Raw genomic sequence first — 25118 nt, forward strand, 5'->3', positions numbered from 1 at the left:
TTGACTTATTCTGTTTTTATACCTTTCTGTTGTATCTTGTTTATCATTAATGATATAAGGAAGATTGCCAAGCTAAGAATACATAGCATTACGCAATACAAAGAGCAAACAAAAACCCAATTACGAAAATGACCTTCTCTTAAAGAAGTGCTTCTGAGCAGTTCGTAGGTAGAAAGGCCGACTACGGCGGTTATGAAAAAGCCGAAGGTTATTTTTCCGGTAACTTTAGAGAATTTGGTCGTGTTTGCCATTATTGTATTTCTTTACCAGTTTTGTCGATATAAAACTCTTTACCATTTAGCGTCACATAAGCCCAATGGGTTTCGGGATCAAAAGAAGATGCATCATCATACTTGATCGGGATGATCACTTTTCCCATTTTGTTGATAAAGCCCCATTTACCATTCAATGCTACAGCAGCCAGGCCATTGGTAAAAGGTAGTGCAAAACGGTATTTGAGCGAGATAACCTCTTTACCAGCTTTGTTTATAAAACCATATTTGCCATTAGATTCTACCACGGCCATGCCTTCTGTAAAAGTGTACATCTCATCATAGGCTTTGACAGGTTTTACAACTTCTTTACCCGTCTTATCTATATAAATACGATGGCCATTTAAACTTACGATGGCCAAACCATTCATGAAAAAATCAACTTTGTTATACTTAATCGCAATGATTTCTTTTCCTGTTGAGTCTATGAACCCCCATTTACCATTTAAGCTTACAGCGGCCAAATCATTGGCAAAGGCTTCTATATCATTATATTTTCCAGCAATAATTATTTTTCCGGTATCGTCTTTTAATCCGTATTTGCCGTTGGTATCTTTAAAAGCTGTTTGTGCTTGGGCTACGCATGTTATTAGATTCATTAAAATGAAAAAGATGATCGGTTTCATACTTTATAATTTAATTTCTTTCCCTGTTTTATCTATATAGAATTCTTTGTCATCTTTTTTTACTTCGGCTCTGCCGTATTTAAAATCCGTAACGTAATTATACTGACATGGAATAACCATTTTTCCTGTTTTGTCTATATATCCCCATTTGCCATTTTTGCGCACGCTAGCCAAGCCATCCGAAAATTTGGATGCACCCTCGTATATTAAGGGTATTGCCAATTTACCGGTTTTATCTACAAAGCCGTGTTTATCATCGTTCACTACCATTGCTAAATTCTCAGAAAAGCCCTTTACATTATGATAGGCTACTGGTATCAACAACTTGCCGTTAAAATCCATCAATCCTAATTTGTTGCCCAGTTTGGGGCGTAAGGTTTTTTCCCATATATCATAATAAATATCGTCGTAAATTAGTGGGGTGAGCGATTTTCCGGTCTGATCAATAAGTGCTGTTTTGCCATCTGCAGTAACTATTGCTCTAAACGGGGCTATAATATTGGCTTTATCATATTTTAGAGGTAAAACTTCATGCCCCGCACTATCTATAAAACCATATTTATTGTTCAATCTTACCTTTATAAACTTGTTTCGGCTGACATCGTTGTTTTGCCCCCCTCCATTGTCTATATCATCGTATTTGGGTTGTACCAGTTCTTTGCCGTCTTTATTAATAATGCCCCACTTGCCGTTTAGTTTCACTTTGCTTACGCCACCGAAAAAGAAAAGACCTGCATAATCATATTTTGTAGGAACAACTTCTTTACCATTGATATTTACATAGCCGTAACGGCTGTTTAACATTACCTGTCCGCGTTCTTCGTTAAAAGAGGCAGCTTCGTCATATTGTGGTTGTACCACAATTTCATTTTTATCGTTTTTATAACCGTATTTGCCATTTTCGCCTTTAAAAGGATATAATTTTGGAGGCTTGGCAGTAGTGGTTGTTGAGGTAGTGTTTGTTTCAAGGTCTTTGGGTTCTATAAACCTGTATAAATTGAGCAGCACATAGTAAGCATTTTTCCCATTGGCATTGCGGCCATAGCCAATTTCCAACTTGGCATTGGCTGTTATATTGCTAAAGGGCTGCGGATAAAAGATAACTTTTTGCTCCTTGGTATCCATTAAGTAGCAGTAAGTGGCAGGCAGAGCGGCTTTAAGATTTTGCATAAGTGTATCGGCTTTCATAAAAACTTCCTCATCTTTTTTGCCCGTCCAGTTTTTTATCAATTGCAGTATATTTTGTGTGCCACCATAATCGTTATATTGGTAAACAGTGGCTTTGTAGCCTTTTAAAGTGCGCTTGCTTTCATAACTAACTATTTTGCCAGGTATTTTTTTGCCCTTTAGCTGTACCATTAAACTGTCTTTTCCCAGCACCACATCTTTTACCAAGTTGCTGATTTCGGCGTTTACAATGCGTTTACCCGCCGTAACGTAGTATGAAAAAGTAGGCTCTTTGCCGTTAAAACGTAAATAAACTACAAACGGGCGTTCTATTTTCTGGTAACTTCTGTCAAAAAGTTCAATCTCATCGGGCTGGGTATAAAAGCCCTCGCTATTGCCGATATGAAATTGCAGGTACTCTGGCGTGTCAGGGTTAGGCACAAAATATGCCTTGGCATCATAAACGATGGCCGCTTCGCTAATCAGTCCTTGAACTTCTTTTATAAAGGCTTCGGCTTGCGCCTTATTTTTAAAAGCAAAACCCGCATGGTAGGTTTTATTATAGATATAGGTTTCATCAACCTTGGGCAGCTTTAACTTTGAAGCGGGACTGCCGACCTCCTTTACACCTTGCAGCACCAGCGAGTCGAAACCACTATTGCGATGATGAAATACCTGCGTCAAGTTTTTAACAAAGGCCGGTTTATCGGTAATTACCTGAGCTTGTATCTTTGTAGCAATGATAAGACAGGATAATATAGCTATAAAATAGTTGGGTTTCATTTTTATCAATTCGGTTTAACTTCTACAAAAACAAAGTTCCAGCTGCAGGTGGTACAGCCTTCCATGGTTTTCACGTCCCAGCCCAAACGCCAATAGGCAATATCAAAAGTTGCGGTTTCGCCTGCTTTAAGTTTTACTTTGTGGTAAATGTATTTGTTAGACGGATCGGTATAGTCATTTCTGGCTTCGAAAGATATTCCTTGTTTATCTGATAGATTTTTTACCTCGACTTCATATTTGCAGGGAGCAAGTTTAGATGAGGCTTTTTTGGTTACTTTGATCTTGAATTCAAGAGCAACACCTTCCAGACCTTTCTTTTCAAACTTTTCAGAAGTTAATTTTAATAATACCGGCTTAGACCATTCTGATGGGCCATTTGGAAATTCAAAAGCGCTATCAGAACTACCTGTAAGGTAAATCTGTGCGGTAGCCAATTTGCATGTAACCATTAATACGGCTACCAGAAAGATTTTAAAAAGGGTTTTTGTTTTCATGACTTTAATTGATTTATGAATCTGTTCTATCTGTATAAAGGCTTCTTACAAAGTCCTTTTCCCTTTTACGGTAATGGTGGTATTGCTCCTGTCTTTAAAAGAACCCGAAAACTCATCGCCGTTAATAGGGGCTATGGTAGCTCCAGATGCATCGATTAAAACATCATTTACATAAGTGCCCGATATATCTTCGGTAGATTGTGTGCCATCTTCTCTTGCCTTACCTGTCCAACCCTTTAATAAAGTAGAAACAATGATGTTGAATGTTCCTTTTTTATTGGTAGAGGTTTGGTAAGTACCTTCAAAGCATTTTACCAATGCGGTAGAGGTTTCTTTGGCTATGCTGAATATGGCATTGGCATGCCCGGGAATGTTTGCTGCAACAATAGTAGCTCCGGTTCCTGAAGCGCTAACAGAAAAAGTAACAGAGACTTCCTGTCCGTTTAAAGTGCCTTTAAATGGCGCTACATAAAGCTGTCCGGCGGTCCAAGCTACTGTAGAAGTTAAAGTAACCTTTGTGCCATCAATAACCATGCTTGCTGTAATAGAATTACTACTCGTATTGGCTATGTCAAACTTAATGGTTCCCGATGAACCAATAATTACGCCTTTGTAAATGCCTTTGCTGCTATTGTCATTGGCAGCTACACCTTCAGGAGTTTGCGAGCAAGAGGTACATACATATTTTTCCTCAACGTTATCTTTTTTCTTTTTGCATGAAAGGGTAAAAAGTAACGCACATGTACAACTCAGGATTAATAATTTTTTCATGTTTTTTTGTTTTAAATCGGTTTTATGAAATCAAAAGTATAAGCCTGCAGATGTAAAAAAGGCTCATTTTATAAAGTGATACATGAAAAAGTGAACATAAACTTTTGTACTTTTAAACTCAATAACCAGAATAGATGTATAACAACGTATCTCCGTCATTTTCATTCTACCTATCCTTATTCTGCTGGGCGCATTTATGGTTTTTTGCTGTGGTTTTGGCAGTAAAAAGAAATAACCATACGGCCAATCGGTTTTTGGCGCTTTTTCTTTTCTGCTTTTCATTTATACATGTGCAACACGTGTTGTTACAGGTAGGTTGGTTAAGTTACATGCCATTTTTTGATCCTTTATGTGGTATTATTCTAAGCGCATTGGGCCCGTTATTTTATTTTTATACCCGTGCTTTAACTGCGCAACCACTGGTTAAAAAAGATATATTTCATCTCCTTATTGTTTTGCCGGCAGTTGTACATCTTTTAATGTTGCTGTTTTCTAAAAGAGGAGAGAACCTTGCTGATTATTATTATACTGGAACGTCAGAAGCAAAACGTTATACCACTATAAATGTGCTTTTATTGTGTGGCATGCTGCTATGTTTTACCGTATATCTGTTAGCCAGTATAAATGTGATCAACCGTTACCTTAAAAAGATAAACCAGACTTATGCTAAGGCAGAAGAGCTCAGATTAAAATGGTTCAGGGATATTGTTATTGCTTTACTGATATTCTCATTCTTACTAGTACCTTTTACTTTATATTATGCAAACGTAAGCCAAAGCAGTTTGATATTGGGCTACTTCAGTACGTTAATCTACTTTATTATTGTCCTTAAATCGTTAAACACTTCAGTGTTGTTTAACAATAGTCTGGTGCCAGACCCTCAGCCAAAAGCGGTCACAGAAAGGCATAAATATCAAAATTCTTTTCAAACCAGTGAAAATATAGATCGTTTAGGACAGCAAATTGAAGATTTTCTGGCTCAGAACCCTTTATTGTACGATGAAGATTTAAGTCTCAAACAAATGGCTGATGCTTTGAATATCCCCCCTTATATCTTATCAGAAGCCATTAACCGCTATTTCAGGAAAAGTTTTTTTGAATTGATCAATACCGCACGTATAGAAAAAGCAAAAACAGAGTTGTTGAGCTTAGAACATGTCAATATTACTATAGAAGCTGTGGGGTACAATTGCGGCTTTGGTTCTAAGGCAGCGTTTTACCGGGCATTTAAAAAAACAACCGGTTTAACACCAACCGCTTATTTAAAAGAGCAAGAATAACCTGCTCATAAAAAAAGTTGGTTTGGGATTACCAAACCAACTCTCCTTTAATCATTGCGATAAAATCATCGAAAAGATAACGCGAATCATGTGGGCCCGGAGAACTTTCAGGGTGATATTGTACTGAAAATGCTTTTTTCCCTTTCACTCTTATCCCTTCTATAGAATCGTCGTTAAGATTAATATGCGTGATTTCTACTTTATCAGAGTTTTTAACTTCCTCAGGAATTACACCAAAACCATGGTTTTGTGAAGTTACCTCACAATGGTTTTTAATGATGTTTTTTACCGGATGGTTTAAGCCACGGTGTCCGTTAAACATTTTCATGGTACCAATACCGTTAGCTTCTGCCAATAACTGGTGACCTAAGCAAATACCAAACATAGGTTTGTTGGCAGCCAAAACAGCTTTAACGGTTTCAATACCATAAGGCATGGCTGCTGGATCGCCAGGGCCGTTAGAAATAAAATAGCCATCTGCACCCCATTTTTCCATTTCTTCAAAAGAAGTTTTGGCAGGGAAAACTTTTACATATACACCTCTGTCATCAAAGTTGCGTAAAATATTCTTTTTAATACCCAGATCTAAAGCAGCCACTTTGATAGGAGCTTCAGGGTTGCCATAATAATAAGGTTCTTTGGTAGATACTACAGAAGAAAGCTCCAATCCACTCATTGGCGGCACTTCATCAAGCTTGTTCTTCAGCTCCTGCAAATCGGTAATTTCAGAAGAAATAATAGCGTTCATCGCACCTTTATCTCTTATATGACGAACCAAAGCCCGGGTGTCTATATCAGAAATGCCCACAATATTTTCATTTTGAAAATAATCCTGGATAGACTCGGCCGCTTCTTTTCTGGAATACTGTATGTTGTAGTTCTTACATACCAGTCCAGCAATTTTTATCGAATCAGATTCAACCTCATCTTTATGTATGCCGTAGTTACCAATATGCGCATTGGTAGCTACTAAGATCTGTCCAAAGTAAGAAGGGTCGGTAAAAACCTCCTGATAGCCAGTCATACCGGTGTTAAAACAAATTTCTCCCGTTGTGGTACCAATTTTTCCGGCTGCTTTTCCGTAAAAAACCGTGCCATCGGCCAGTAACAAAATTGCAGGTAATTTTGCGTAGTTAGTCATTTAAAAAACAATAAAAATTGTGGGTGAAAAAAGAAAATAAAGAATGAGGCCTTATCGTAATTTCCTCTTGTGTTAAAGTAGCCTGAACTTTCTGATCGAACTCATTCATTTCAGAGCACAAAAGTACATTTTTTCGAAGAAAAAAAATCAGTTTTTTATTTTTTTTAACAAAGACCTCTGGTTTGTAACAAATTAATAAAACGTACATTTACAAAAGCAAAAGTTTACCTTTGTAAACATAAAACAAAACACATGTCGGTACATAAAGAAGTAAAGCGTGTTACTACGCATATACTGCAGGAAATGAAGCAGCGTGGCGAAAAAATAGCCATGTTAACTGCTTACGACTATTCTATGGCTACCATTTTAGATGATGCAGGCCTAGATGTACTTTTGGTTGGCGATTCTGCTTCTAACGTAATGGCGGGCCATGAAACTACCTTACCTATTACCCTAGATCAGATGATCTATCATGCGCAAGCGGTGGTAAGAGGGGCCAACAGAGCATTTGTGGTAGTAGATCTGCCTTTCGGCTCATACCAAAGCGATTCAAAAGAAGCGCTTAAATCGGCCATACGGATCATGAAAGAATCGGGAGCGCACGGCGTTAAGTTAGAGGGTGGCACAGAAGTGGTAGAATCGGTACAGCGTATTGTTGCGGCTGGCATACCGGTATTGGGGCATTTGGGCTTAACACCGCAATCTATCTATAAATTTGGCACTTACACCGTAAGAGCAAAAGACGAGGCAGAAGCTGAAAAGCTAAAAACAGATGTACTTGCTTTGCAAGAAGCAGGTTGTTTTGGTGTTGTGTTAGAAAAAATACCGGCAAAATTAGCAGGAGAAGTAACCCGATCTATACAAATACCTACCATAGGTATTGGGGCAGGGCCGCAGTGCGATGGACAGGTGCTTGTAGTGAACGATATGATAGGGCTTACCAAAGGCTTCAGACCACGTTTTTTACGTCAGTACTTAGATTTGTACGAAGGGATCAAGGGCGCAGCCCAAAATTACATCCGCGATGTAAAAGCAGTTGATTTTCCTAACGAGAAAGAACAATATTAATACTTTTCGGTTTAAGAAAACAGCGTAAAACCTGTATCGCTCAGTACAGTCCTGCTATCCGCTTTACTCGCCGCTAGCTGGGCTCGTGTACGCTGCTATCAGGTTTATTTAACAACAAACACTACAAAATAAGCATGCCCGTTACCGATAAGGATATATTATACGAAGACAACCATTTAATAGCAGTAAATAAAAGAGCAGGTGATATTGTGCAGGTAGATGAAACCGGTGATAAACCGTTAGATGAAATGGTTAAAGATTATCTTGCCCAAAAATACAATAAGCCAGGGGCGGCGTTTTTGGGCGTGGTACACCGTTTGGATCGTCCTGTTAGTGGTGTAATTTTATTTGCTAAAACCAGTAAAGCTTTAGACCGCATGAACGCGGCATTTAAAAACCGTGAGGTTACCAAAACCTATTTTGCGGTAGTGCGTAAAAAGCCTGCTAAAGCTGCGGCCAAATTGATAAACTGGCTGATTAAAAACCCGCAAAAAAATGTGGTAAAAGCTTATGATAGTGAAGTGCCCGGAAGCCAGTATTGCGAACTCAGTTACCAGCAATTAACAGAATTAGATGGCTATTACCTGTTAAAAGTAAATCCGGTTACAGGTAGATCGCATCAAATACGGGTACAGCTTTCAACCATGGGCTGCCCAATAGTTGGCGATAATAAATACGGTTACCCGAGGGCCAGTCGTAAAGGTAGTATTTGTTTGCATGCCCGTAAGCTAGAGTTTTTGCATCCCGTAAAGAAAGAGCCTGTAAGCATATTTGCACCTTTACCTGTAGATGGTTTTTGGGAGCGTTTTGAGAAGTATTGATTTCGTTTTCATTCCGGCTTTTCAAGCCATTCAAATTCTGTTATAAAGATGCTGAAACAGCTTGCCCCGATATTTCGGGAGGTTCAGCATGACGTTTGTTTTACCGTTGCTTCAAACTTTGTACGTCACCCTGAATTCATTTCAGGGGCTACATAGCCGGGAGAAAGATACTGAAACGAGTTCAGCATGACGAGGATGAATGGTTCAACATAACGATTGATCATTGGCATAACGAACAAGCAAACCCCAACACATGATCCAGAAACTTACAGCTTCTTCAAAGCCCTGTTCAGGTTTCTTAAGGAAATACCCAGATAAGCCGCCATATCCTCTTTGGAAATCGCCATATCCTGCTTAGACTGTAAATCTAATAGCTTAGCCAGACTATGTTCGGTAGTATGCAGTTGCTGGTAAGAGGCCCGGCTCGCTGTATCAATAATGCGGCCGGCAAAGGCCTTGAGCAGCAAATGATTTAGAGCAAGATCTTTTTTAAGCAATTCATTGAAAAAAGGCAGTGCAAAAGCATACACACTTACATCGGTTAAAGCATCTATGCTGCATAAACAATCGCCACCTCTGATTAGTTCAATCTCTCCCATAATTTCGCCTTTACCCAAAAATTCAACAATAAATTCCTTATCGTTTGTTTCGGTAAAAAAGCATTTGGTAACGCCTTCTTTGATCAGCATAATTTTAGTGGGTTTTTCATGCTGGGTCAATAGCCTTTCGCCTTTGGCAAAAGACTTTAATACAATATCAGCTTTGTTTGCCTGTTGGTTATAAAGCTGTTCGGCATAAGCCAGAAAATTAGAATTGGTGCGCAACATAAGTTTTCGGGACAAATGTCCTTTGTTAAGAAATTGAAACTGCCGATTTTTGCAGGTAGAAAATTACAAATTTAAATGAGAAACCAGGTAAAAACCATTGCCTTTGATGCCGATGATACTCTATGGATAAACGAACCTTATTTCAGGGAGGCCGAGAACCAGTTTTGCGCATTGCTTGAAGATTACCTGCCGCAGCACAGTGTTTTAAAAGAGTTGTTCAAAACCGAAATGGATAATCTGCAATTGTATGGTTATGGCATAAAGGGATTTATGCTGAGCATGATCGAAACCATTGATCGTGCTTCGAATCATACTGCTCCGATAAGCTTGGTTAATAAAGCCATAGCTTTAGGAAAGGAAATGCTGCAAAAACCACTTGAGCTGCTGCCCGGTGTGCATGAAACTTTAAGCAGATTAAAAGATAAATACAGGCTGGTAGTGGCAACTAAAGGCGATTTGCTTGACCAGGAGCGCAAACTTAAAAAATCGGGACTGGAACATTATTTTCATCATATAGAAATCATGAGCGATAAACAGGTTGCTGATTACCGTAAGCTTTTGAAACATCTCGACTGTAAGGCAGAAAATTTTCTCATGTTAGGTAATTCCATCAAATCGGATGTGCTGCCAGTACTGGAATTGGGCGCTTATGCGGCACATATCCCATATCATATTACCTGGATACACGAACAGCACGACATCAATATAGAACACAGGCAGTTTATAGAACTTAAAAGCATAGACGCCATTTTACAACATTTAGATTAAGCATGAAAACACTCGTTAACATAGAGCAATGGATCAGGAAAGAACATTTTCGTTTTTTCTCTCAATTTGAAGAACCTTTTTTTGGCGTTACCGTTACCATAGACTGCACCATAGCTTACCAAAAAGCTAAAGCCACAGGACGTTCGTTTTTCCTGTATTATTTGTACAGAGCTTTAAAGGCCGCCAACGAAATAGAAAACTTTCGTTACCGGATCATAGATCAGGAAGTTTACCTTTTTGATCAGGTTAACGCTTCACCTACCATAGCCCGTGCTAATGGCACTTTTGGCTTTGCTTATATGGATTACAGTACCGATGAAGAACTTTTTTACCATAAGGCTTTAGAAGAAACCGAACAGGTAAAAGCGGCTACCGGTCTGCTGCCTTCGGCCTCGGGCGAGAACGTGATCCATTGTTCGGCTTTGCCCTGGTTAGATTTTACATCGCTTTCTCATGCCCGCAGTTTTTCTTTTCCCGATAGTTGCCCTAAAATATCGTTTGGTAAGATGACCATTAATGGAGAAATAAGAACGATGCCTATCTCGGTTCATGTGCATCACGGACTGGCAGATGGTTACCACGTAGGGCTTTTTGTAGAGAGATTTCAAGAATTGATGGATTTATAGCAATGAGACAATCATAAACAATCACGCTCTACCGACATAAAAACCACGTCAAGCATCTAACTGAATAGTGCAAGACCCTGAAATAAATTCAGGGTGACGGTAAAGATTGGCGTTCTGTTGGTGTAAAAATTAATCGCCCTGCTGAATTCATTTTACTGCGTAGCTTTACAGGTCAGCATCTAATAACATAGATTTATTGCGGGGGTTTATTTAACTTCAATAGTAGCCACTACAGGTGCATGATCCGAGTTGGGCAAATAAGGAATAGCATTATAATTGTTAATCGTAAATTTATCGGTAGGGCTGTACATAATATAATCAATCGTTTTGTCGGGTGCACCATACGAGCCGCCGCCAGAAGGATAGGTAAATGCACATTGCTGCCTGCAGCCCAAAGTCATGTAGCTTTTTACAATGGTTAGGGTTTGGCTCTCAGGCTTGGCATTAAAATCGCCAGCCAAAATTAGGGGCTTGTTTAAATCAGTTACAATTTGTTTAAGTTGATTGGCCTGCAAAATGCGGTTGTCTTCTATCTGTAAATGATCTAAATGGGTAGCGGCAAAGTAAAATTCCTTATCATCTTTTTTGACCTTTATCATGGCTACTGAACGTAACTCACCACCAACACCATCGGCTACGGAGAGAGAATAACGCTTGCTTTCCAAAATGGGAAATTTAGATAATATCGCGTCTCCATATTCGCCACCATAAAAATCCATAGCTTTGGCAAAATACCAGTTCATGCCAGTTAGCGACGCCAAATCTCTAGCTAAGTGCCTGTCTTTTCCGTTTCGTGTAGTAAAGGCATCCACCTCATTTAAAGCTACCAAATCGGCCTTGCTATCAATAATGGTTTTGGCTATCGCCTTTAAATCGGTATCTGGTACTCCATTAGGCCTTGCTCCGTAAATATTATAGGTCATTACGGTAACTACTGAACCTTTAGCTACGGGTTTAGATACTGGTGCAGATTCTTTGGTATTTTTGCCACAGGATAAAATAATACCCAATAATAAAATAAGATGAGCTAACTTTTTCATTTATTTAATCTTGTTTTTAAAAGTGATAAGGCTATCAGATTTTGTCCATCACATTATGGTTGAAAATCATGATGGTTCCATAATTCTTTTTTGCGGAGAGGGTAGAGAGTAAGGTAAAGAATATAGAGCGCAGGAGACGGAAAACATATTTTGTCATCCAACGCTCTATACTTTGTAGTGTACCTTTTAAAACGCGTTCAGTTCGGCTATATGTGTTAAATAATTATCGCTTTGGCTCGAATTAATGGTTATTTTAAAATAACGGGCAGTTTGGGCATAGTTGAGATAAATGGTGCTTTCAGCTAAGTTTTGCAACGAAACCGCCTGCGAATAAGTCCAGTTAATACCATCGTTTCCAGTTTGTATTATAATGTCTTTGGGGTTTCCGGTAGTTCTTGGCTGTCCATTATCAAGCCGCCCTGCTATCTTAAAGCCATGAATTTTTCTTGCTGTTCCCATATCTATGGTAACGAAATGCGGCGGGCCAGGTTTAGTGTTTCGCCAAGCTGTTGACCAAAACGTATTTACATTACCATCAAAAGCGTGTTGTATACGACCGCCACTGGCATTTTCGTTTTCATCTGATGAAAAAGCAAGCACTGACCAGTTGCTTCTGTCAAAATCAGCAAAAGGATTGGAAGTGTACTTAGCGCTTACTAAAAAATAAGTTGTGCGTAGCGCTTCTTTTACCCTATAGTTAGACTTAATAGATAACGGCAGCAAATAGGCGCCAACTCCATCTAATTTATCGGTATAAATGCTTAGTTTAAGTGGATTGGTACTTGTTTTTCCAGATGGGATAATCGCACTGGTTTGCTCTAATTTATAACTTCCTTCGGGCATAACCGGATATTGGGTAAAATTAGCCGCATTGTAAGTGTTTACCAAAGCCAAATCGGGCTCAAACTTAACGTCTATATCAGTTGAATTGCTGTTAGGTCCTCCAAAATTGGCCCCGTAAATAATGGTTTCGGGTTGAGCCGATATATTAAATGTATAAATTGCCTGCTTATTTACCGCCTGTGGCATATAAACAGCTGAATAACTATCTTCGTTTCCGCTCAGTAAATTATTGGTATCGGGCTTACAGCTACCCAAAATGCCAATAACCAACACCATCGATAAAATTTTAAAATATAATTTCATAGCTTATCTTTTTAATTATTGAATTTTGAATGAGTGAATGAGTAAATATTAGCAAGGCGAATATTGATTACTACGCTGTTATTCAATTATTTACTCATTAATTCATTCTCTCATTTATTCATTTGCATCTTACCATCCAGGGTTTTGTACTAAGTTTTTATCCCGGTCAATTTCTGATTGTGGTATGGGAAACAGGTAGTAATTTTTTAAAAATACCCTACGCTCAAACATGGTACGCTGATAAAATACCAGATCTTGTTGTTTGGTTCCCGCATCTACGTTCATACCCCAAAATGGACCACCATCGGTTTGTTCAGCTATTTTCCAACGTCTGGTATCCGTATATCGCAAACCTTCTAAACAAAGTTCTACTCTTCTTTCGTGACGTATTTTAGCTCTCATATCTTGTTGTGAGGCTGGCACAGGTAATGCGCCTGCCCCTGTGCCGTACTGTGGCACGCCCGCGCGTTGGCGTATGGCATTCAAATAAGTAAGAATATCGGGATTGCCAGGGTCGTATTCATTAAGCGCCTCGATATAGTTGAGCAGTATTTCGGCAAAGCGTATCATTACAAATGGGCGTGCTACATAAACTCCTGTACGCACATTAGTGTTTGGATGTACGTTTTTACGAGCAATGTAGCCTGTTCGTGGAAAATCCCATGAACCTTTCTTACCTGACTCGCCGGTAAAATAAGTAGCTACTACTTTAGTGCCTTCGGCAGTAAACAGCCAGTTGCTTCCGGTATAGGTTACATTCACGTAAAAACGAGGTTCACGATTAGTGTACATATTATAGGTTCCCGCTGTGGTATATTTGCCAGCCGCAGTTGAGAAACCACTTTCTACATAACCCGAAGCCGCATTAATGATGGGTGTACCATCAGCATTATAGCCGGTAATAGGTTGCATGCCATTGGCCATTTCAAACTCATCAACCAATTGCTGGGTAACGGCTACGGCCGCATATCCGCTTACACTACGTGGCGATACAGATCGCTCCCATCCGTTTAAATTGTTATTGGTACGGGCAAAAATAATTTCCGAATTCCATGGGTCTAGAAATACATCTCGGCACGACAAATAAGGATCGAAATTATTAGAAGCATCGTTTTTCTTATATAGTGCCAGTCCAAAATCGGTAATTAAAGGTTTGGTAGCATCGGCCACACGTTTCCATTTATCGGCGCTGTATAACTGGCTTATCAGTTGTTTACCATCTTTATTTCTAAAAGAAGCATAATCTGTATTGCCATTAAACTGCGGACTTGCAGCTAATAGTAAAGCCTTACTTTTTACGGCCAAACAAATGGCTTTTGTAGCTCTGCCATAGTCGTTTACAGATTGTTCGGTAAAATGCTTTGGCAAGTCTTGGGCGGCCAAATCCAATTCAGAAACAATGTAATTAATACATTCGTCCATGGAGTTACGCGGTTTGTTCATTTCATCGGCCGTAGGCTCTAAATCGCCCGATAGCAATTCATCACCCAAAAGTATAACAGGACCATATTGGCGCACTAAATTATAGTAAAAATATGCTCTTAAAAACCTTGCTTCGGCGGTATATTGGGCAATAAGTGCTTGTCCCTTATTGTTGGGTAGTGCCAATATTTCGGCATTATTACCAATGTGCTGCATGAAATAAGTTGCCGAGCGTATGGCCTGATAGTAAGTGGTCCACTTGAGATAATAGTTAGATGCAGCATTCCAGTTACCCAAATTCATGGGGTATGTATCATAACCTTGCCCTGGCCTGTCATAAGTAACATCAGCATCGTCTGAGCAACCGTCCCATATAGAGGTATTGCGGTAAGCTTCATTTGGCATACGTCCGTAAATACCCGCCAAATATTCTTCAGAGTATTTTTGTCTTGAAAATACCTGTTCTATGGTTAGCCTATCATTTGGTACTTGTTGTAAAAAACCTTTCTTACAAGCGGTAATTGAGGTGATACCAACCAACAGCAAACAGGCGGTGAATATTTTATTCGTCATTTTATTTTGCGTTTTCATCAGTATTTTTAATTAAAAGTTCAAGGTAAAACCGGCACTGTATGAAGATGTATTAGGATATTTATCTCCACGTCCGTTATCCAGTTCTACGTCCCAAAGTTTAAAGCCGGAAAAGGTAAGTACATTGGTTCCCTGTACAAACACATTAGCTTGTTTAAAGCCTATGCGTTTCATCCAGTTTTTGGGCAGGGCATAGCTTAATTGTACCGATTTTAGACGCAAATAGTCGGCACGCTTAACCCACCAAGAACTGGCCGCATAATTATCGTTAACTGCTCCTGATGCTAATCTCGGATAAAATGCATTTGGGTTTGGATTATCTAGTGACCAATGGTCGGTAATGTTGCTGAACAGGTTTCCACGAGCTAAACCCTGCTGAAACGGAAGAATACCTTCGCCACTTAGTAAATAATCTACATTGGCTGCTCCCTGAAAAAGGGTAGATAGCGTAAAGGATTTATAACCAATGGTAAAGCCAAAACCATAAACGATTTCGGGTATATTGCCATAGCCAATGGGTACCTGATCATAAGAATCAATTACGCCGTCGCCGTTAATATCTTTATACTTGATATCGCCCGCACGTACATCGCCGGTTTGTAAGGGTGAATTTTTTACTTCATCATCGTTTTGGAATAAGCCAAGCACTATATAGCCATAGCGTTGGCCTACTTTACGCCCCTTGCGTTCTAACCAAGGGTATTGCCATGAGGGCAGATCGTCTTCTATTACCTTATTGCGATTGTAGGTAAAATTGCCCAACAACGATAATGATACCTGTCCAATTTTATTGTTATAGGTAACAGAACCGTCTATCCCTTTGTTATCTATTATACCTACGTTACCGTAAGGGGCATTGATCATACCCACATAGGCGGGCAGGGAAGTACGGCGAAGAAATATACCGCTGCGATGTTCCTTAAACACATCGGCCTGTATAGCCAGTTTATCTTTCAATAGCCTTATATCCAAACCTAAATTGGTTTTCTTTGAGGTTTCCCATTGCACATCAACAGCATACTCGCCAAAATCTTTTCCGGCGTAGTTATTACTCATATTCTGCCCAAAAGTATATCCGCCTATGGTAGCTACAGTTGCCAAATAGGCAAAACGGCGGCCATCAATAAGGCTATTACCTACTATGCCATGAGAAAACCGTAGCTTTAACAATTGTATGGTATTTTTTAAGGTGCTAAAGAACTGTTCTTCTGATAGTACCCATGCTATACCTCCAGAGGGAAAAAAGCCGTATTGTTTACCTGGATAAAAGTTTTCTGAACCGTTATAGCCAAAGTTGGCCTCGGCAAAATATTTATTGGCATAACCATAAGTAAAACGACCTGCTATTCCTCTAAAGCGATAAGGCAGGGAGTTTTCCAGAGTTTCGGCAAAAGTGTTGGCCTTATCGCTTTGGTTATAGAGGAACATTCCTGTTACATTATGCTTTCCAAAATCACGGTTATAATTTAATGATGCTTCAGAATATAGGGTGCGCGAACCATCATTTGTTTTTCCGTAGGCCAAAAACTCGGTACCGATAGCTGTTTGGTCATATATAAAATTACCATTAGCATCACGTCCTGTGGCCAAATAGGTATCAGGTGTTTTGGTATAGCGGTTACTAACATAGTTATAGGCATCAAAAGAGAACATGGCAGCTACAGACAACCCCTTGGTGATAAAAGGTAGGCCCTGTGTAATACGTAAGTTTGAGAACACCTGGCTGCGCCATTGATTGGCATAACCTGTTTGTGTAAGACTTGCTACGGGGTTTTTTAAACCACCACTACGTAAATCGGCTACTTTGCCATCGGGATATTGTACGGGGATGCTTACTGGTGTTTGGAAATAAGCATTGCTAAAAATAGTACCCACACTGGAGGCCGGATAGTTTACATTGTTCAAATAACCCTGTATGCCTAGTTCTATGGTAGTTGTGCCAGATGGTTTTAAAGATAGATTGGAGGTAACATTATACCGTTTAAGGTAGATAGAAGGATCGTATTTACTAAGTGCTTCGGTTTTATACAATCCTTTTTCATCGTAGTAGCCAAGTCCTATATAATAATTTGCATTGCCAGAACCGCCGTTGATATTGGCATTTACATTGCGATTGTGCCCGGTTTTGTTGAATACTTCACTCATCCAATCTACATTGGGGTAAAGGTAGGGATCGGAACCATTACGGGTTTTTTCAATGGCATCTGGCGAATAGATAGGGGTACCACCACGGGTTACCAAAGCTTCGTTAGACATTTGCATGTACGTTGGGCCATCGGTAAATTCGGGAAGAGTAGTAAAGGCGGTAATACCTTCCGTATATCTGATATTGTAAGTTGGCCTACCTCCATTTCCCTTTTTGGTGGTGATCAGTATTACACCGTTTGCACCGCGTACACCATATACAGCGGTAGCCGAAGCATCTTTTAAGATAGAAAAACTCTCAATATCTTCTGGGTCAATATTGGCAATATCACGTGGCACGCCATCTACCAAAGTAAGAGGTGCGCTTAAGGTATTGGTAAAGGTAGATATTCCCCGGATATAGATCTGGGCATCGTTGAAGCCTAGTTCTCCGCTACGCTGAACAGATACTAATCCTGCCACACGACCACCCAGCGAATTGGTAAGGTTGGAAGTAGGTTGTTTAAGATCTTTTACACTAATGGTTCCTTGGGCGCCAACTAAGCTTATCTTTTTTTGCATGCCAAAGCCAACAATGGCTACTTCTTCCAAAAAAGAATCGGCTACATGCATTATTACATCTATTACGCTTTCTTTACCAACAGCAATTTCAACGGTTCTGTAACCCATATAGTTGAACGTAAGAATAGCACCATCGGGTACCTCTAATACGTATTTTCCGTTTACATCGGTGCTGGTAGCAATGGTGGGCTTATCTTTTACCCTAATGGTTACACCTACCAGTGTAACACCCGTAGTGTCTTTTACCGTTCCTCGAATAGTTTTTATAGGTTTTGCTGTTTCGGCAGTCGCTTTTTTAAGCACTATTACATTGCCCACCTCTGAAAATGAGAGGCGCTGTGGCGCTAATAACTGCTGCAATGCATTTAATAAGCTGCCATTGCTTACATTTAGACTTACCGAAGCTGTTTTGTTGAGTAGATCATTGGAATAGGCTATTTTAAACCCTGTACCTGCAGTTAGTTTTTCAAGGGCATCATCTAACCTTAGGTTTTCAAATTTTACCGTAACTTTTTGTTCGGCTAATCGTTGTCCGTAGCTTGTACTGGCCCATGCTAAAGAACATAAACAACAGGCTGTAATATAAACCAAAGTACTTATTTTCATAATAGTTAGCACATAGTTGGTCACTCTATTACTCAATAGAGATTTTTTCATAACTTTAGTGATAAATGTTAATAGTTGAACATTAATATGCTACATCCGTAATTTTAGAAGGTTCTGGAAGGCATATATCTTAACTTTGCATTTTTGCCCCTGTAAAATATTGCAATTCTACGGGGGCTTTTTAGTAATTTTCTATGTCATTTAGTTTGTTGTTTTTGTTTGATTTATTATTTAGTTAAATTATTATTGACATCCTATACCTGTTAGGGTATATTGTCCATTCTTTAGTATGCATGTTCCGTTCATGATCTCTGCCAAAATTTGCATCATTTCTTGCGTAGACTTATTGTTCAGGTCAACTGAAATAGTACAGTTCAGCAAATGTTCATCTGCTGTTATTTTTATATGATAGCGTTGTCGCATTTCATCTAGCACTTTTCCCAGTTTTTCCCCTTTATATATCAACCTATTGTTGTTTTGCCATACTATTTCTTTTTCGGCTGCAACATTATGTTGGGTAAACGTTTGTTGTTCTTTATTGAATACTGCTTGTTGGTTAGGTGTTAAGTACATGGTTTGGATGTTAGCGGTGGTTGTTACCCCTACTTTTCCGGTTAATACAGTTATGCGTATGTTTTTATCGTTTTGGTATGCCGAGATATTAAAGCTTGTTCCTAAAACCTGTGTTTTTACATCGCCAGTATGAATGATAAAAGGTTTATCTGTATGAACTACTTCAAAATAAGCTTCGCCGATAAGGTTTACCTCGCGTTGTTGTTTGCTGAATTTTTCGGGATATAATAGTTTACTATTGCTGTTGAGCCATATCTTAGTGCCATCTGTAAGGGTAAAAAAAGTAACTTGTCCTTTAGGAGATAGTTTTTGGAGCGTTGCAACAGGTGTTATTAAGTTGCTTATTACTGACCATCGGTTATACAATAAGGTTGAAATAGCAAGTAGCGTAATAACGCTGGCCGCTGCCATGAGCCAACGCACGCGCTTACGTTTACGGTGTAACTGAATAGATTGGCATATCTTATTGTACACCTCATCTTGTGCAAATTCTAAAGATGGATCACCTAAGGTTGTTTTCTGCTGCATATCTTTAAAATACACTGTCAGCAGCGTATCAATATATTCAGCTATTTTATTTGAATTGTTTTTTTGCATTATATCTGTATGATGCAAATTGGCGACTCAACCCCTAAGCTATCTTAAATTTTTTTTAAAATAAATGTTTAAGGTGTAAATAACTTTGTTTAAGATGTTTTAATACAGTGGTTTATGGTTTTTTTTCTTATTGCATCCTGCTGAAAATAATTGCAATGATGATAATAGCAAAAAATTCGACGGTTTGCTCACGTAGCTTTCGCAAGGCAATGGTCATCTGATTTTCTACTGTTTTAATGGATATATTTAACCGTTCGGCAATTTCTTTGTTCGATAGATGTTCATTACGGCTTAACCGAAATATTTCACGGCACTTATCAGGCAGGCTATCTATGCTTTTGTTCAAAATATCATTTAGCTCGCGGATATTTAAACGGTCATCTGTGGCATAATCGGCTATCAGTTTTTCAAGAGCGGTTTCGCTGAGCATCGTTCTTCCGGATCTCATGGCCATCAGCGCCCTGTTTTTAGCAGAAGTATACAGATAGGGTTTAAGCGATTTTATATTTAAGTTTTTCCGTTTAATCCATAAGTCGGCAAAAAGCTCCTGTATGAGGTCTTCACACAAAGGTTTATCCCTAAAAAGATTGTATGCAGCCGCATAAAGCCTTGGCGCATACCGTTTATATATCTGTTTAAAGGCATACTCGTCATCTTCTAAAAGTGATGTCAGCAGCGTTTCATCGGCCCATAATTCTTTGTCGCTCATAAAAATTGTACAATGCCAAGTTATGAAATTAAAATTAACGCTAAGTAAGTAAACATATTAAATTATTGTTAGATATTACACTTGCTGTAGGGATAGGAAACGACACCTTTTGTTTTGGAATTTTGATTAGTTTGATGCTTATGATGAGTGCTCTTTAAGTGTTTACATCTGCCCTACGTAGAAAGATCATATTAAAATCCTACAAAATATTATGTAAATTATTCTAAATCGATCTAAGGACGTTTAATGATTCTTGAAATAAATTCAGATGTAATGAGGGAATAACGATAAGTTTAATGTCCGACTCAGCCTACAAAGTAAAAAAGCCCACATTGCTGTGAGCTTTTGCTTGGTAGCGGGGAGCAGGATCGAACTGCCGACCTCAGGGTTATGAATCCTGCGCTCTAACCATCTGAGCTACCCCGCCGTTTTTCGAGTTGCAAATATAGAATAATTCCAATTGAGGAGAAAATAATATTTGAAAATTATTTTAGTGCCCTCTTATCGGGATTTGCCTTCTATAAAATCAGGTGAATTCAAAAGTCTGTTAAAATAAAGTTGGTGGTGAAAATTAAACTGTATAAAGTTAATTTGCTGTTACTTAAGTAAACAGTTGCTTTTTAAAAATAAAATACTTTTCTTAGCAAAAGATAGAAGATTAAAAACACAGACTTCATAGACCTTAAATATGTCAGAAAAAAAGAAATTTACATTAGAGTACGCAATCCGGTCGTCTCCGCGTATCTTATTTAGTTTTATAAGTGAGCCTAACGGCTTGGCGCAATGGTTTGCTGATGATGTTACCTTCAATGATCAGACATATACATTTTCATGGGACGGAGAGGTGCAGAAAGCTAAACTTCTAAGTTTAAAAGAAAATAAACTGGTTAAGTTTAAATGGATTGATGATGAACCGCACTGTTTTTTTGAGATGGAGATTGTGCAGGATGAACTTACCAACGATGTAGCGCTCGCAATTACCGATTTTGCCACAGAAGAAACCATACAAGAACGCAAACAGATCTGGGATAACCAGATTGATTATCTGGTTAGCGTTTTAGGCGCTTAAATTGAGAAGCTTTAATTATCTTTGTATCGTTGAAAAAGATACACTTACTTTTAATTAAAGCGTTTATACGGCCTTTCATTGTCACATTTCTTGTGGTAATGTTTATTCTCTTAATGTTCTTTCTTTTCAAATATATAGATGATTTGATTGGGAAAGGCTTTGAGTGGTACACCATTGCAGAACTGATGCTTTATGCCTCGGCATCAAATGTATCTATGGCTTTGCCGCTTTCGGTACTTTTATCTTCTATCATGACCTTTGGCAGTTTAGGAGAGAATTATGAATTGGTAGCGATTAAATCTGCTGGTATTTCGCTTAGAAAAGCCATGCAGCCCCTTTTTGTCTTTATTGTCTGCTTATCTGTAGCATCCTTTTTCTTTTCAGATTATATGTTGCCCAAGGCCAATTTAAAATACGGTTCATTACTTTGGGACGTGCGCAACAAGAAACTTTCGTTTTTAATTAAGCCCGGGATATTCAATAACAGCATTACCGATTATGCCATGCGTGTTGAACGCAAAGGAGAAGGGGCGGTAGATTCTTTGTACGGTATTACTATTTATGAGCACAAAGGTACCAATGGTGTGCCCAAAATTACATTGGCCCAGAAAGGGCAGATGTCTAAAACCTCAGACGGCAACTACCTGATATTAAAATTAATAAACGGTGTACGGTATGAAGAAGCGGCTTCAAACAGTGGTTATTATAACCCGAGGCAGACTTTTAGCCGTATGCGTTTTAAAGAAACCGAAGTAAAATTTGATTTCAGCAGTTTTAAAGGTCTAACCCGTACGCAGGAAGAGAGCTTTAAAAATAATGCGCCTATGCTTAACCGCAAAGAGTTGCTGCACAGAGAAGATTCGCTTAAAAAAGATGTAGACAGCATTGGCAAAGCGCTAAGTATCAATGCAGGGGCTTATTTAAAGCAGAATAATTATTTAAAAGGTTACACAAAGGTAAATAAGGCTGTAAAAATCATAAAAGGCAATATCATTAATGTAGTGCCAGAAAGAGACCGCTATAATACATTGCAACTGGCTTTTGATCAGGCCGATGCTATGCTACAAAGCTTAAAAAATGCCACCGTAGAATTTGACCTAAAGCAAAAAGAGGTCATCAGGGCACAAATAGAATACCAGCGTAAATTTACTCTTGCTGTGTCTTGCCTGCTGTTATTTTTTATCGGTGCACCCTTAGGCGCAATTATCCGTAAAGGAGGTTTGGGCTTACCAGTGGTTATTTCTGTAATTTTCTTCCTGATTTACCACATCATTTCAACTGTGGCAGAGAAATCGGCTAAAGAAGGTTCTTTAACCACCGTTGCTGGCATGTGGTTAGCCATTATTGTGCTTACACCCGTAGGTATTTTCTTAACTTATAAAGCTTCAGTAGACTCGGCATTATTTGATATAGATTATTATAAGCAGACCATTACCCGTTTCTTTGTACGTAAAAAGAAAGAAAAGGCATAGTGCTCCGTCTTTAAAACACACAGCATTGTAAAACTGTGTAAACCACCGTAAAATAATGGTAAAACATCATTAATTGTACATTAAAGGTTTGTACCTTTGCAGCACATTTTTAGCTAAAATGGAAATCAGATTAAATACCATAGAAGAGGCTTTAGAAGATATTAAAGCTGGTAAAATTATTATAGTTGTAGATGATGAGGACCGCGAAAACGAAGGCGATTTTGTTACTGCGGCTCGGAATGTAACGCCTGAAATCATCAATTTCATGTCTAAACACGGGCGTGGATTAATATGCGCACCTCTAATTGAAGAACTTTGCGATAAGCTAGAGCTGAACCTGATGGTGCAGAATAACACCGTTTTACACCAAACCCCTTTTACCGTTTCGGTAGATTTGATAGGACATGGATGTACCACCGGAATTTCGGCACATGACAGAGCAAAAACCGTTCAGGCTTTAATTAATCCCGGAACCAAACCCGAAGATTTAGGTCGGCCGGGACATATCTTTCCTCTAAGAGCACGTAAAGAAGGTGTATTGCGCAGAACCGGACATACCGAAGCCACTATCGACATAGCCCGCCTGGCCGGATTTGAGCCTGCTGGCGTTTTGGTAGAAATTATGAATGAAGACGGTACAATGGCCCGTTTACCAGATCTGATGCATATTGCCGCAAAACACGATCTGAAAATTATCAGTATTAAAGACCTGATCGCTTACCGTCTGGCAGCAGAAAGCCTGATTAAAGAAGAAGTGAGCGTAAGCTTACCAACAGAGTTTGGTGAATTTAAAATGACTGCTTATACCCAGTTAAGTAATGGAGCTACACATCTGGCCATTTCAAAAGGCGAATGGAAAGAAGGCGAGCCTGTATTGACCCGCATACATAGTTCATGTGTAACTGGCGATATTTTTGGTTCATGCCGTTGCGATTGCGGTCCACAATTGCACAAAGCATTGCAAATGATAGAAAAAGAAGGTAAAGGCTTAGTGGTTTACATGAACCAAGAGGGAAGAGGCATAGGCCTGATCAATAAACTACATGCCTATAACTTACAAGATAAAGGTTTAGATACCGTAGAGGCCAATATCAAATTAGGTTTTAGGGGAGATGAACGCGATTATGGTGTTGGGGCCCAGATTTTAAGAGCACAAGGTGTTACCAAAATGCGTCTGATGTCTAATAATCCAACTAAAAGAGCTGGCTTAATAGGTTATGGATTAGAGGTGGTGGAGAACATTCCTATTGAAATAGAAAGCAATCCTTATAATCGTTCTTACCTGTTGGCCAAGAGAGACAAAATGGGGCATCAGATCTTAAAAGGATAAAAATATATAAGATATATACCTAAGAGCCATTACATCATGTAGTGGCTTTTTTTATTGGATATAAGCATGAGAGGAATGGTTCAATTACCATTAAAAAAGAAAGCGGAAATGATCTCCGACCATTCCCGCTAACATCTAAATTAACGCTCTCGTACAATAATACGACAAATAATGTGAATTAGTATGTAATTGTTAAAAATATTTTCACAATAACGTTTAATTCATCTAAACGAGGTATGCGGTCGGTATTATTTTATTTAAATGGTTCAGTATCTCCTAAAATTTTAGTTTCTTGGCACAGTACTTTACGGTGATGTATTTTGATCAAGCTCTTTGGTCCAGCTTTCTCGTACGTCAGGAATTTGATGCGAACGTAGCCAAGCTAAGAAATCGTAATAATTTTCGGGACAATGGTGTACAATTTTGCCATTCTTAAGCATAATTGTAAAAAAATCATGAGAGGGTAAAAACCTTACAACATCCGAAATAACGTAATTAAATCCTTTGAATTCTGGTTCTGCGTTCATAGCGTTTAATAAATAAAATGCTATGGTGCAGGCAACATCTTTACGCTCTTCGGTCGTAGGATACCAGGCAACGTAAGTGTCGCCCACACCATAGCATGGACGTTTCACTTAAGTCTTGTTGCCAATGAAATTTCCTACGTTTCGAGCGAGACTTAAAGCAAACGCTTTAGTGATAAATTTAGACTGCAAATATATTAAATGCAATGAATAAACTTATATTAATTAATTAATAAGTACACGTTTTTAAGGTAAAATACATAATATTCCTATCAAACTTATACGGTATTCTTTTAGTGTTTGAAAAACTTATGCTGTACTTTGAAAAGAACTGGAATAAGAGGGCAGAATTTATACCTCTTATTAATTTTTTGTTTTAATTGGAATCTAATGATCGTGCGCTTATCTTTAGCAATAAAAGTTTTAATTGCCATTATAAGCCATAACGCTCCATGAGTAAGATTTTCACTTTTCTGTTAGCATCCGTTTTCTGCCTGGATGTTTCCGCCCAGGATCATAAGAGCTATTCACAATATAACGGGGAGGCTGTGCTTTCGGCCCCTGGCAGCGTTACGCTGCTGCCGGGCTTCCATGCCCCCTCGGGCAGCAGCCTCAGGGTTTACATCGGTACGCCCGCGCCGCCCCTGGCCACCGCCCCCAGCAGCAACCAGAACTACATCCTCACCCGC

The 25118-nt window shown here is 38.9% G+C and carries 22 protein-coding genes and 1 tRNA gene; 9 read left to right on the top strand and 14 right to left on the bottom strand.

What is annotated here, in order from left to right:
* Positions 1-250 precede the first annotated feature (250 nt).
* Genes ACLHG9_RS15835 through ACLHG9_RS15850 form a run of 4 tightly spaced genes read right to left on the bottom strand, consistent with a single transcriptional unit; the run spans position 251 to position 4113 of the window.
* Entirely contained in the window at positions 251-871 is a 621-nt protein-coding gene (locus ACLHG9_RS15835) for a WG repeat-containing protein (RefSeq protein ID WP_410222476.1), read from the bottom strand.
* A 30-nt stretch (positions 872-901) separates the two neighbouring features.
* Positions 902-2848, bottom strand: coding sequence for a WG repeat-containing protein (locus tag ACLHG9_RS15840; RefSeq protein WP_410222477.1), 1947 nt, complete (start codon positions 2846-2848; stop codon positions 902-904).
* 5 nt (positions 2849-2853) lie between these two features.
* Entirely contained in the window at positions 2854-3342 is a 489-nt protein-coding gene (locus ACLHG9_RS15845) for a hypothetical protein (protein ID WP_410222478.1), read from the bottom strand.
* A 45-nt stretch (positions 3343-3387) separates the two neighbouring features.
* The gene (locus tag ACLHG9_RS15850; RefSeq protein WP_410222479.1) at positions 3388-4113 is read right to left on the bottom strand and encodes a hypothetical protein; all 726 of its coding nucleotides are present in this window, start codon (positions 4111-4113) and stop codon (positions 3388-3390) included.
* A gap of 134 nt (positions 4114-4247) precedes the next feature.
* Between ACLHG9_RS15850 and ACLHG9_RS15855 the strand changes: the two genes are divergently transcribed.
* On the top strand, positions 4248-5393 hold the full coding sequence (locus ACLHG9_RS15855) for a helix-turn-helix domain-containing protein (RefSeq protein WP_410222480.1): 1146 nt from the start codon (positions 4248-4250) through the stop codon (positions 5391-5393).
* 28 nt (positions 5394-5421) lie between these two features.
* Here the strand turns inward: ACLHG9_RS15855 and carA are convergent, their stop codons facing one another.
* Entirely contained in the window at positions 5422-6534 is a 1113-nt protein-coding gene (gene carA / locus ACLHG9_RS15860) for a glutamine-hydrolyzing carbamoyl-phosphate synthase small subunit (protein ID WP_410222481.1), read from the bottom strand.
* Between the two features lie 252 nt (positions 6535-6786).
* On the opposite strand from carA, the gene panB reads away from it, so the two are divergent.
* Both panB and ACLHG9_RS15870 read left to right on the top strand, forming a co-directional pair.
* A complete protein-coding gene (gene panB / locus ACLHG9_RS15865) occupies positions 6787-7602 on the top strand; it encodes a 3-methyl-2-oxobutanoate hydroxymethyltransferase (protein WP_410222482.1) in 816 nt (271 codons plus the stop codon).
* A gap of 134 nt (positions 7603-7736) precedes the next feature.
* A complete protein-coding gene (locus tag ACLHG9_RS15870) occupies positions 7737-8423 on the top strand; it encodes an RluA family pseudouridine synthase (RefSeq protein WP_410222483.1) in 687 nt (228 codons plus the stop codon).
* A 266-nt stretch (positions 8424-8689) separates the two neighbouring features.
* On the opposite strand, the gene ACLHG9_RS15875 is transcribed toward ACLHG9_RS15870, so the two are convergent.
* Entirely contained in the window at positions 8690-9265 is a 576-nt protein-coding gene (locus ACLHG9_RS15875; protein WP_410222484.1) for a Crp/Fnr family transcriptional regulator, read from the bottom strand.
* Positions 9266-9325: 60 nt separating this feature from the next.
* On the opposite strand from ACLHG9_RS15875, the gene ACLHG9_RS15880 reads away from it, so the two are divergent.
* Positions 9326-10018, top strand: coding sequence for an HAD family hydrolase (locus tag ACLHG9_RS15880; RefSeq protein ID WP_410222485.1), 693 nt, complete (start codon positions 9326-9328; stop codon positions 10016-10018).
* 2 nt (positions 10019-10020) lie between these two features.
* Entirely contained in the window at positions 10021-10644 is a 624-nt protein-coding gene (locus ACLHG9_RS15885; protein WP_410222486.1) for a CatA-like O-acetyltransferase, read from the top strand.
* Positions 10645-10850: 206 nt separating this feature from the next.
* On the opposite strand, the gene ACLHG9_RS15890 is transcribed toward ACLHG9_RS15885, so the two are convergent.
* From ACLHG9_RS15890 to ACLHG9_RS15920, 7 genes are all read right to left on the bottom strand, one after another.
* Positions 10851-11684 (bottom strand): endonuclease/exonuclease/phosphatase family protein, encoded by an 834-nt coding sequence (locus tag ACLHG9_RS15890; RefSeq protein ID WP_410222487.1) that lies wholly within the window; start codon positions 11682-11684, stop codon positions 10851-10853.
* A gap of 186 nt (positions 11685-11870) precedes the next feature.
* Positions 11871-12830, bottom strand: coding sequence for a BT_3987 domain-containing protein (locus ACLHG9_RS15895; protein ID WP_410222488.1), 960 nt, complete (start codon positions 12828-12830; stop codon positions 11871-11873).
* Positions 12831-12959: 129 nt separating this feature from the next.
* The gene (locus ACLHG9_RS15900) at positions 12960-14843 is read right to left on the bottom strand and encodes a RagB/SusD family nutrient uptake outer membrane protein (RefSeq protein WP_410222489.1); all 1884 of its coding nucleotides are present in this window, start codon (positions 14841-14843) and stop codon (positions 12960-12962) included.
* Between the two features lie 12 nt (positions 14844-14855).
* Positions 14856-18206, bottom strand: a complete 3351-nt coding sequence (locus ACLHG9_RS15905) for a SusC/RagA family TonB-linked outer membrane protein (RefSeq protein WP_410222490.1) — start codon at positions 18204-18206, stop codon at positions 14856-14858.
* Between the two features lie 192 nt (positions 18207-18398).
* Positions 18399-19256, bottom strand: a complete 858-nt coding sequence (locus ACLHG9_RS15910; RefSeq protein ID WP_410222491.1) for a FecR family protein — start codon at positions 19254-19256, stop codon at positions 18399-18401.
* Positions 19257-19452: 196 nt separating this feature from the next.
* Entirely contained in the window at positions 19453-20034 is a 582-nt protein-coding gene (locus tag ACLHG9_RS15915) for an RNA polymerase sigma-70 factor (protein ID WP_410222492.1), read from the bottom strand.
* Positions 20035-20384: 350 nt separating this feature from the next.
* Positions 20385-20461: transfer RNA gene (locus ACLHG9_RS15920), tRNA-Met, on the bottom strand.
* A 261-nt stretch (positions 20462-20722) separates the two neighbouring features.
* On the opposite strand from ACLHG9_RS15920, the gene ACLHG9_RS15925 reads away from it, so the two are divergent.
* The 3 genes from ACLHG9_RS15925 (at position 20723) to ACLHG9_RS15935 (ending at position 23905) form a co-directional block, all read left to right on the top strand.
* Positions 20723-21103, top strand: coding sequence for an START-like domain-containing protein (locus ACLHG9_RS15925; RefSeq protein ID WP_410222493.1), 381 nt, complete (start codon positions 20723-20725; stop codon positions 21101-21103).
* A 98-nt stretch (positions 21104-21201) separates the two neighbouring features.
* Complete coding sequence (locus tag ACLHG9_RS15930) at positions 21202-22575, top strand: LptF/LptG family permease (RefSeq protein WP_410222494.1); 1374 nt, start codon at positions 21202-21204, stop codon at positions 22573-22575.
* 118 nt (positions 22576-22693) lie between these two features.
* Positions 22694-23905: a bifunctional 3,4-dihydroxy-2-butanone-4-phosphate synthase/GTP cyclohydrolase II gene (locus ACLHG9_RS15935; protein WP_410222495.1), complete on the top strand. Its 1212-nt coding sequence runs from the start codon at positions 22694-22696 to the stop codon at positions 23903-23905.
* Positions 23906-24210: 305 nt separating this feature from the next.
* Here the strand turns inward: ACLHG9_RS15935 and ACLHG9_RS15940 are convergent, their stop codons facing one another.
* Positions 24211-24540, bottom strand: coding sequence for a hypothetical protein (locus tag ACLHG9_RS15940; protein ID WP_410222496.1), 330 nt, complete (start codon positions 24538-24540; stop codon positions 24211-24213).
* A gap of 341 nt (positions 24541-24881) precedes the next feature.
* On the opposite strand from ACLHG9_RS15940, the gene ACLHG9_RS15945 reads away from it, so the two are divergent.
* Positions 24882-25118, top strand: a 237-nt coding sequence (locus ACLHG9_RS15945; RefSeq protein WP_410222497.1) for a 3-coathanger stack domain-containing protein, incomplete at its 3' end; no start/stop codon positions are given.

Origin of the sequence: Pedobacter sp., assembly GCF_046462515.1 — a bacterium.
GTDB lineage: Bacteria > Bacteroidota > Bacteroidia > Sphingobacteriales > Sphingobacteriaceae > Pedobacter.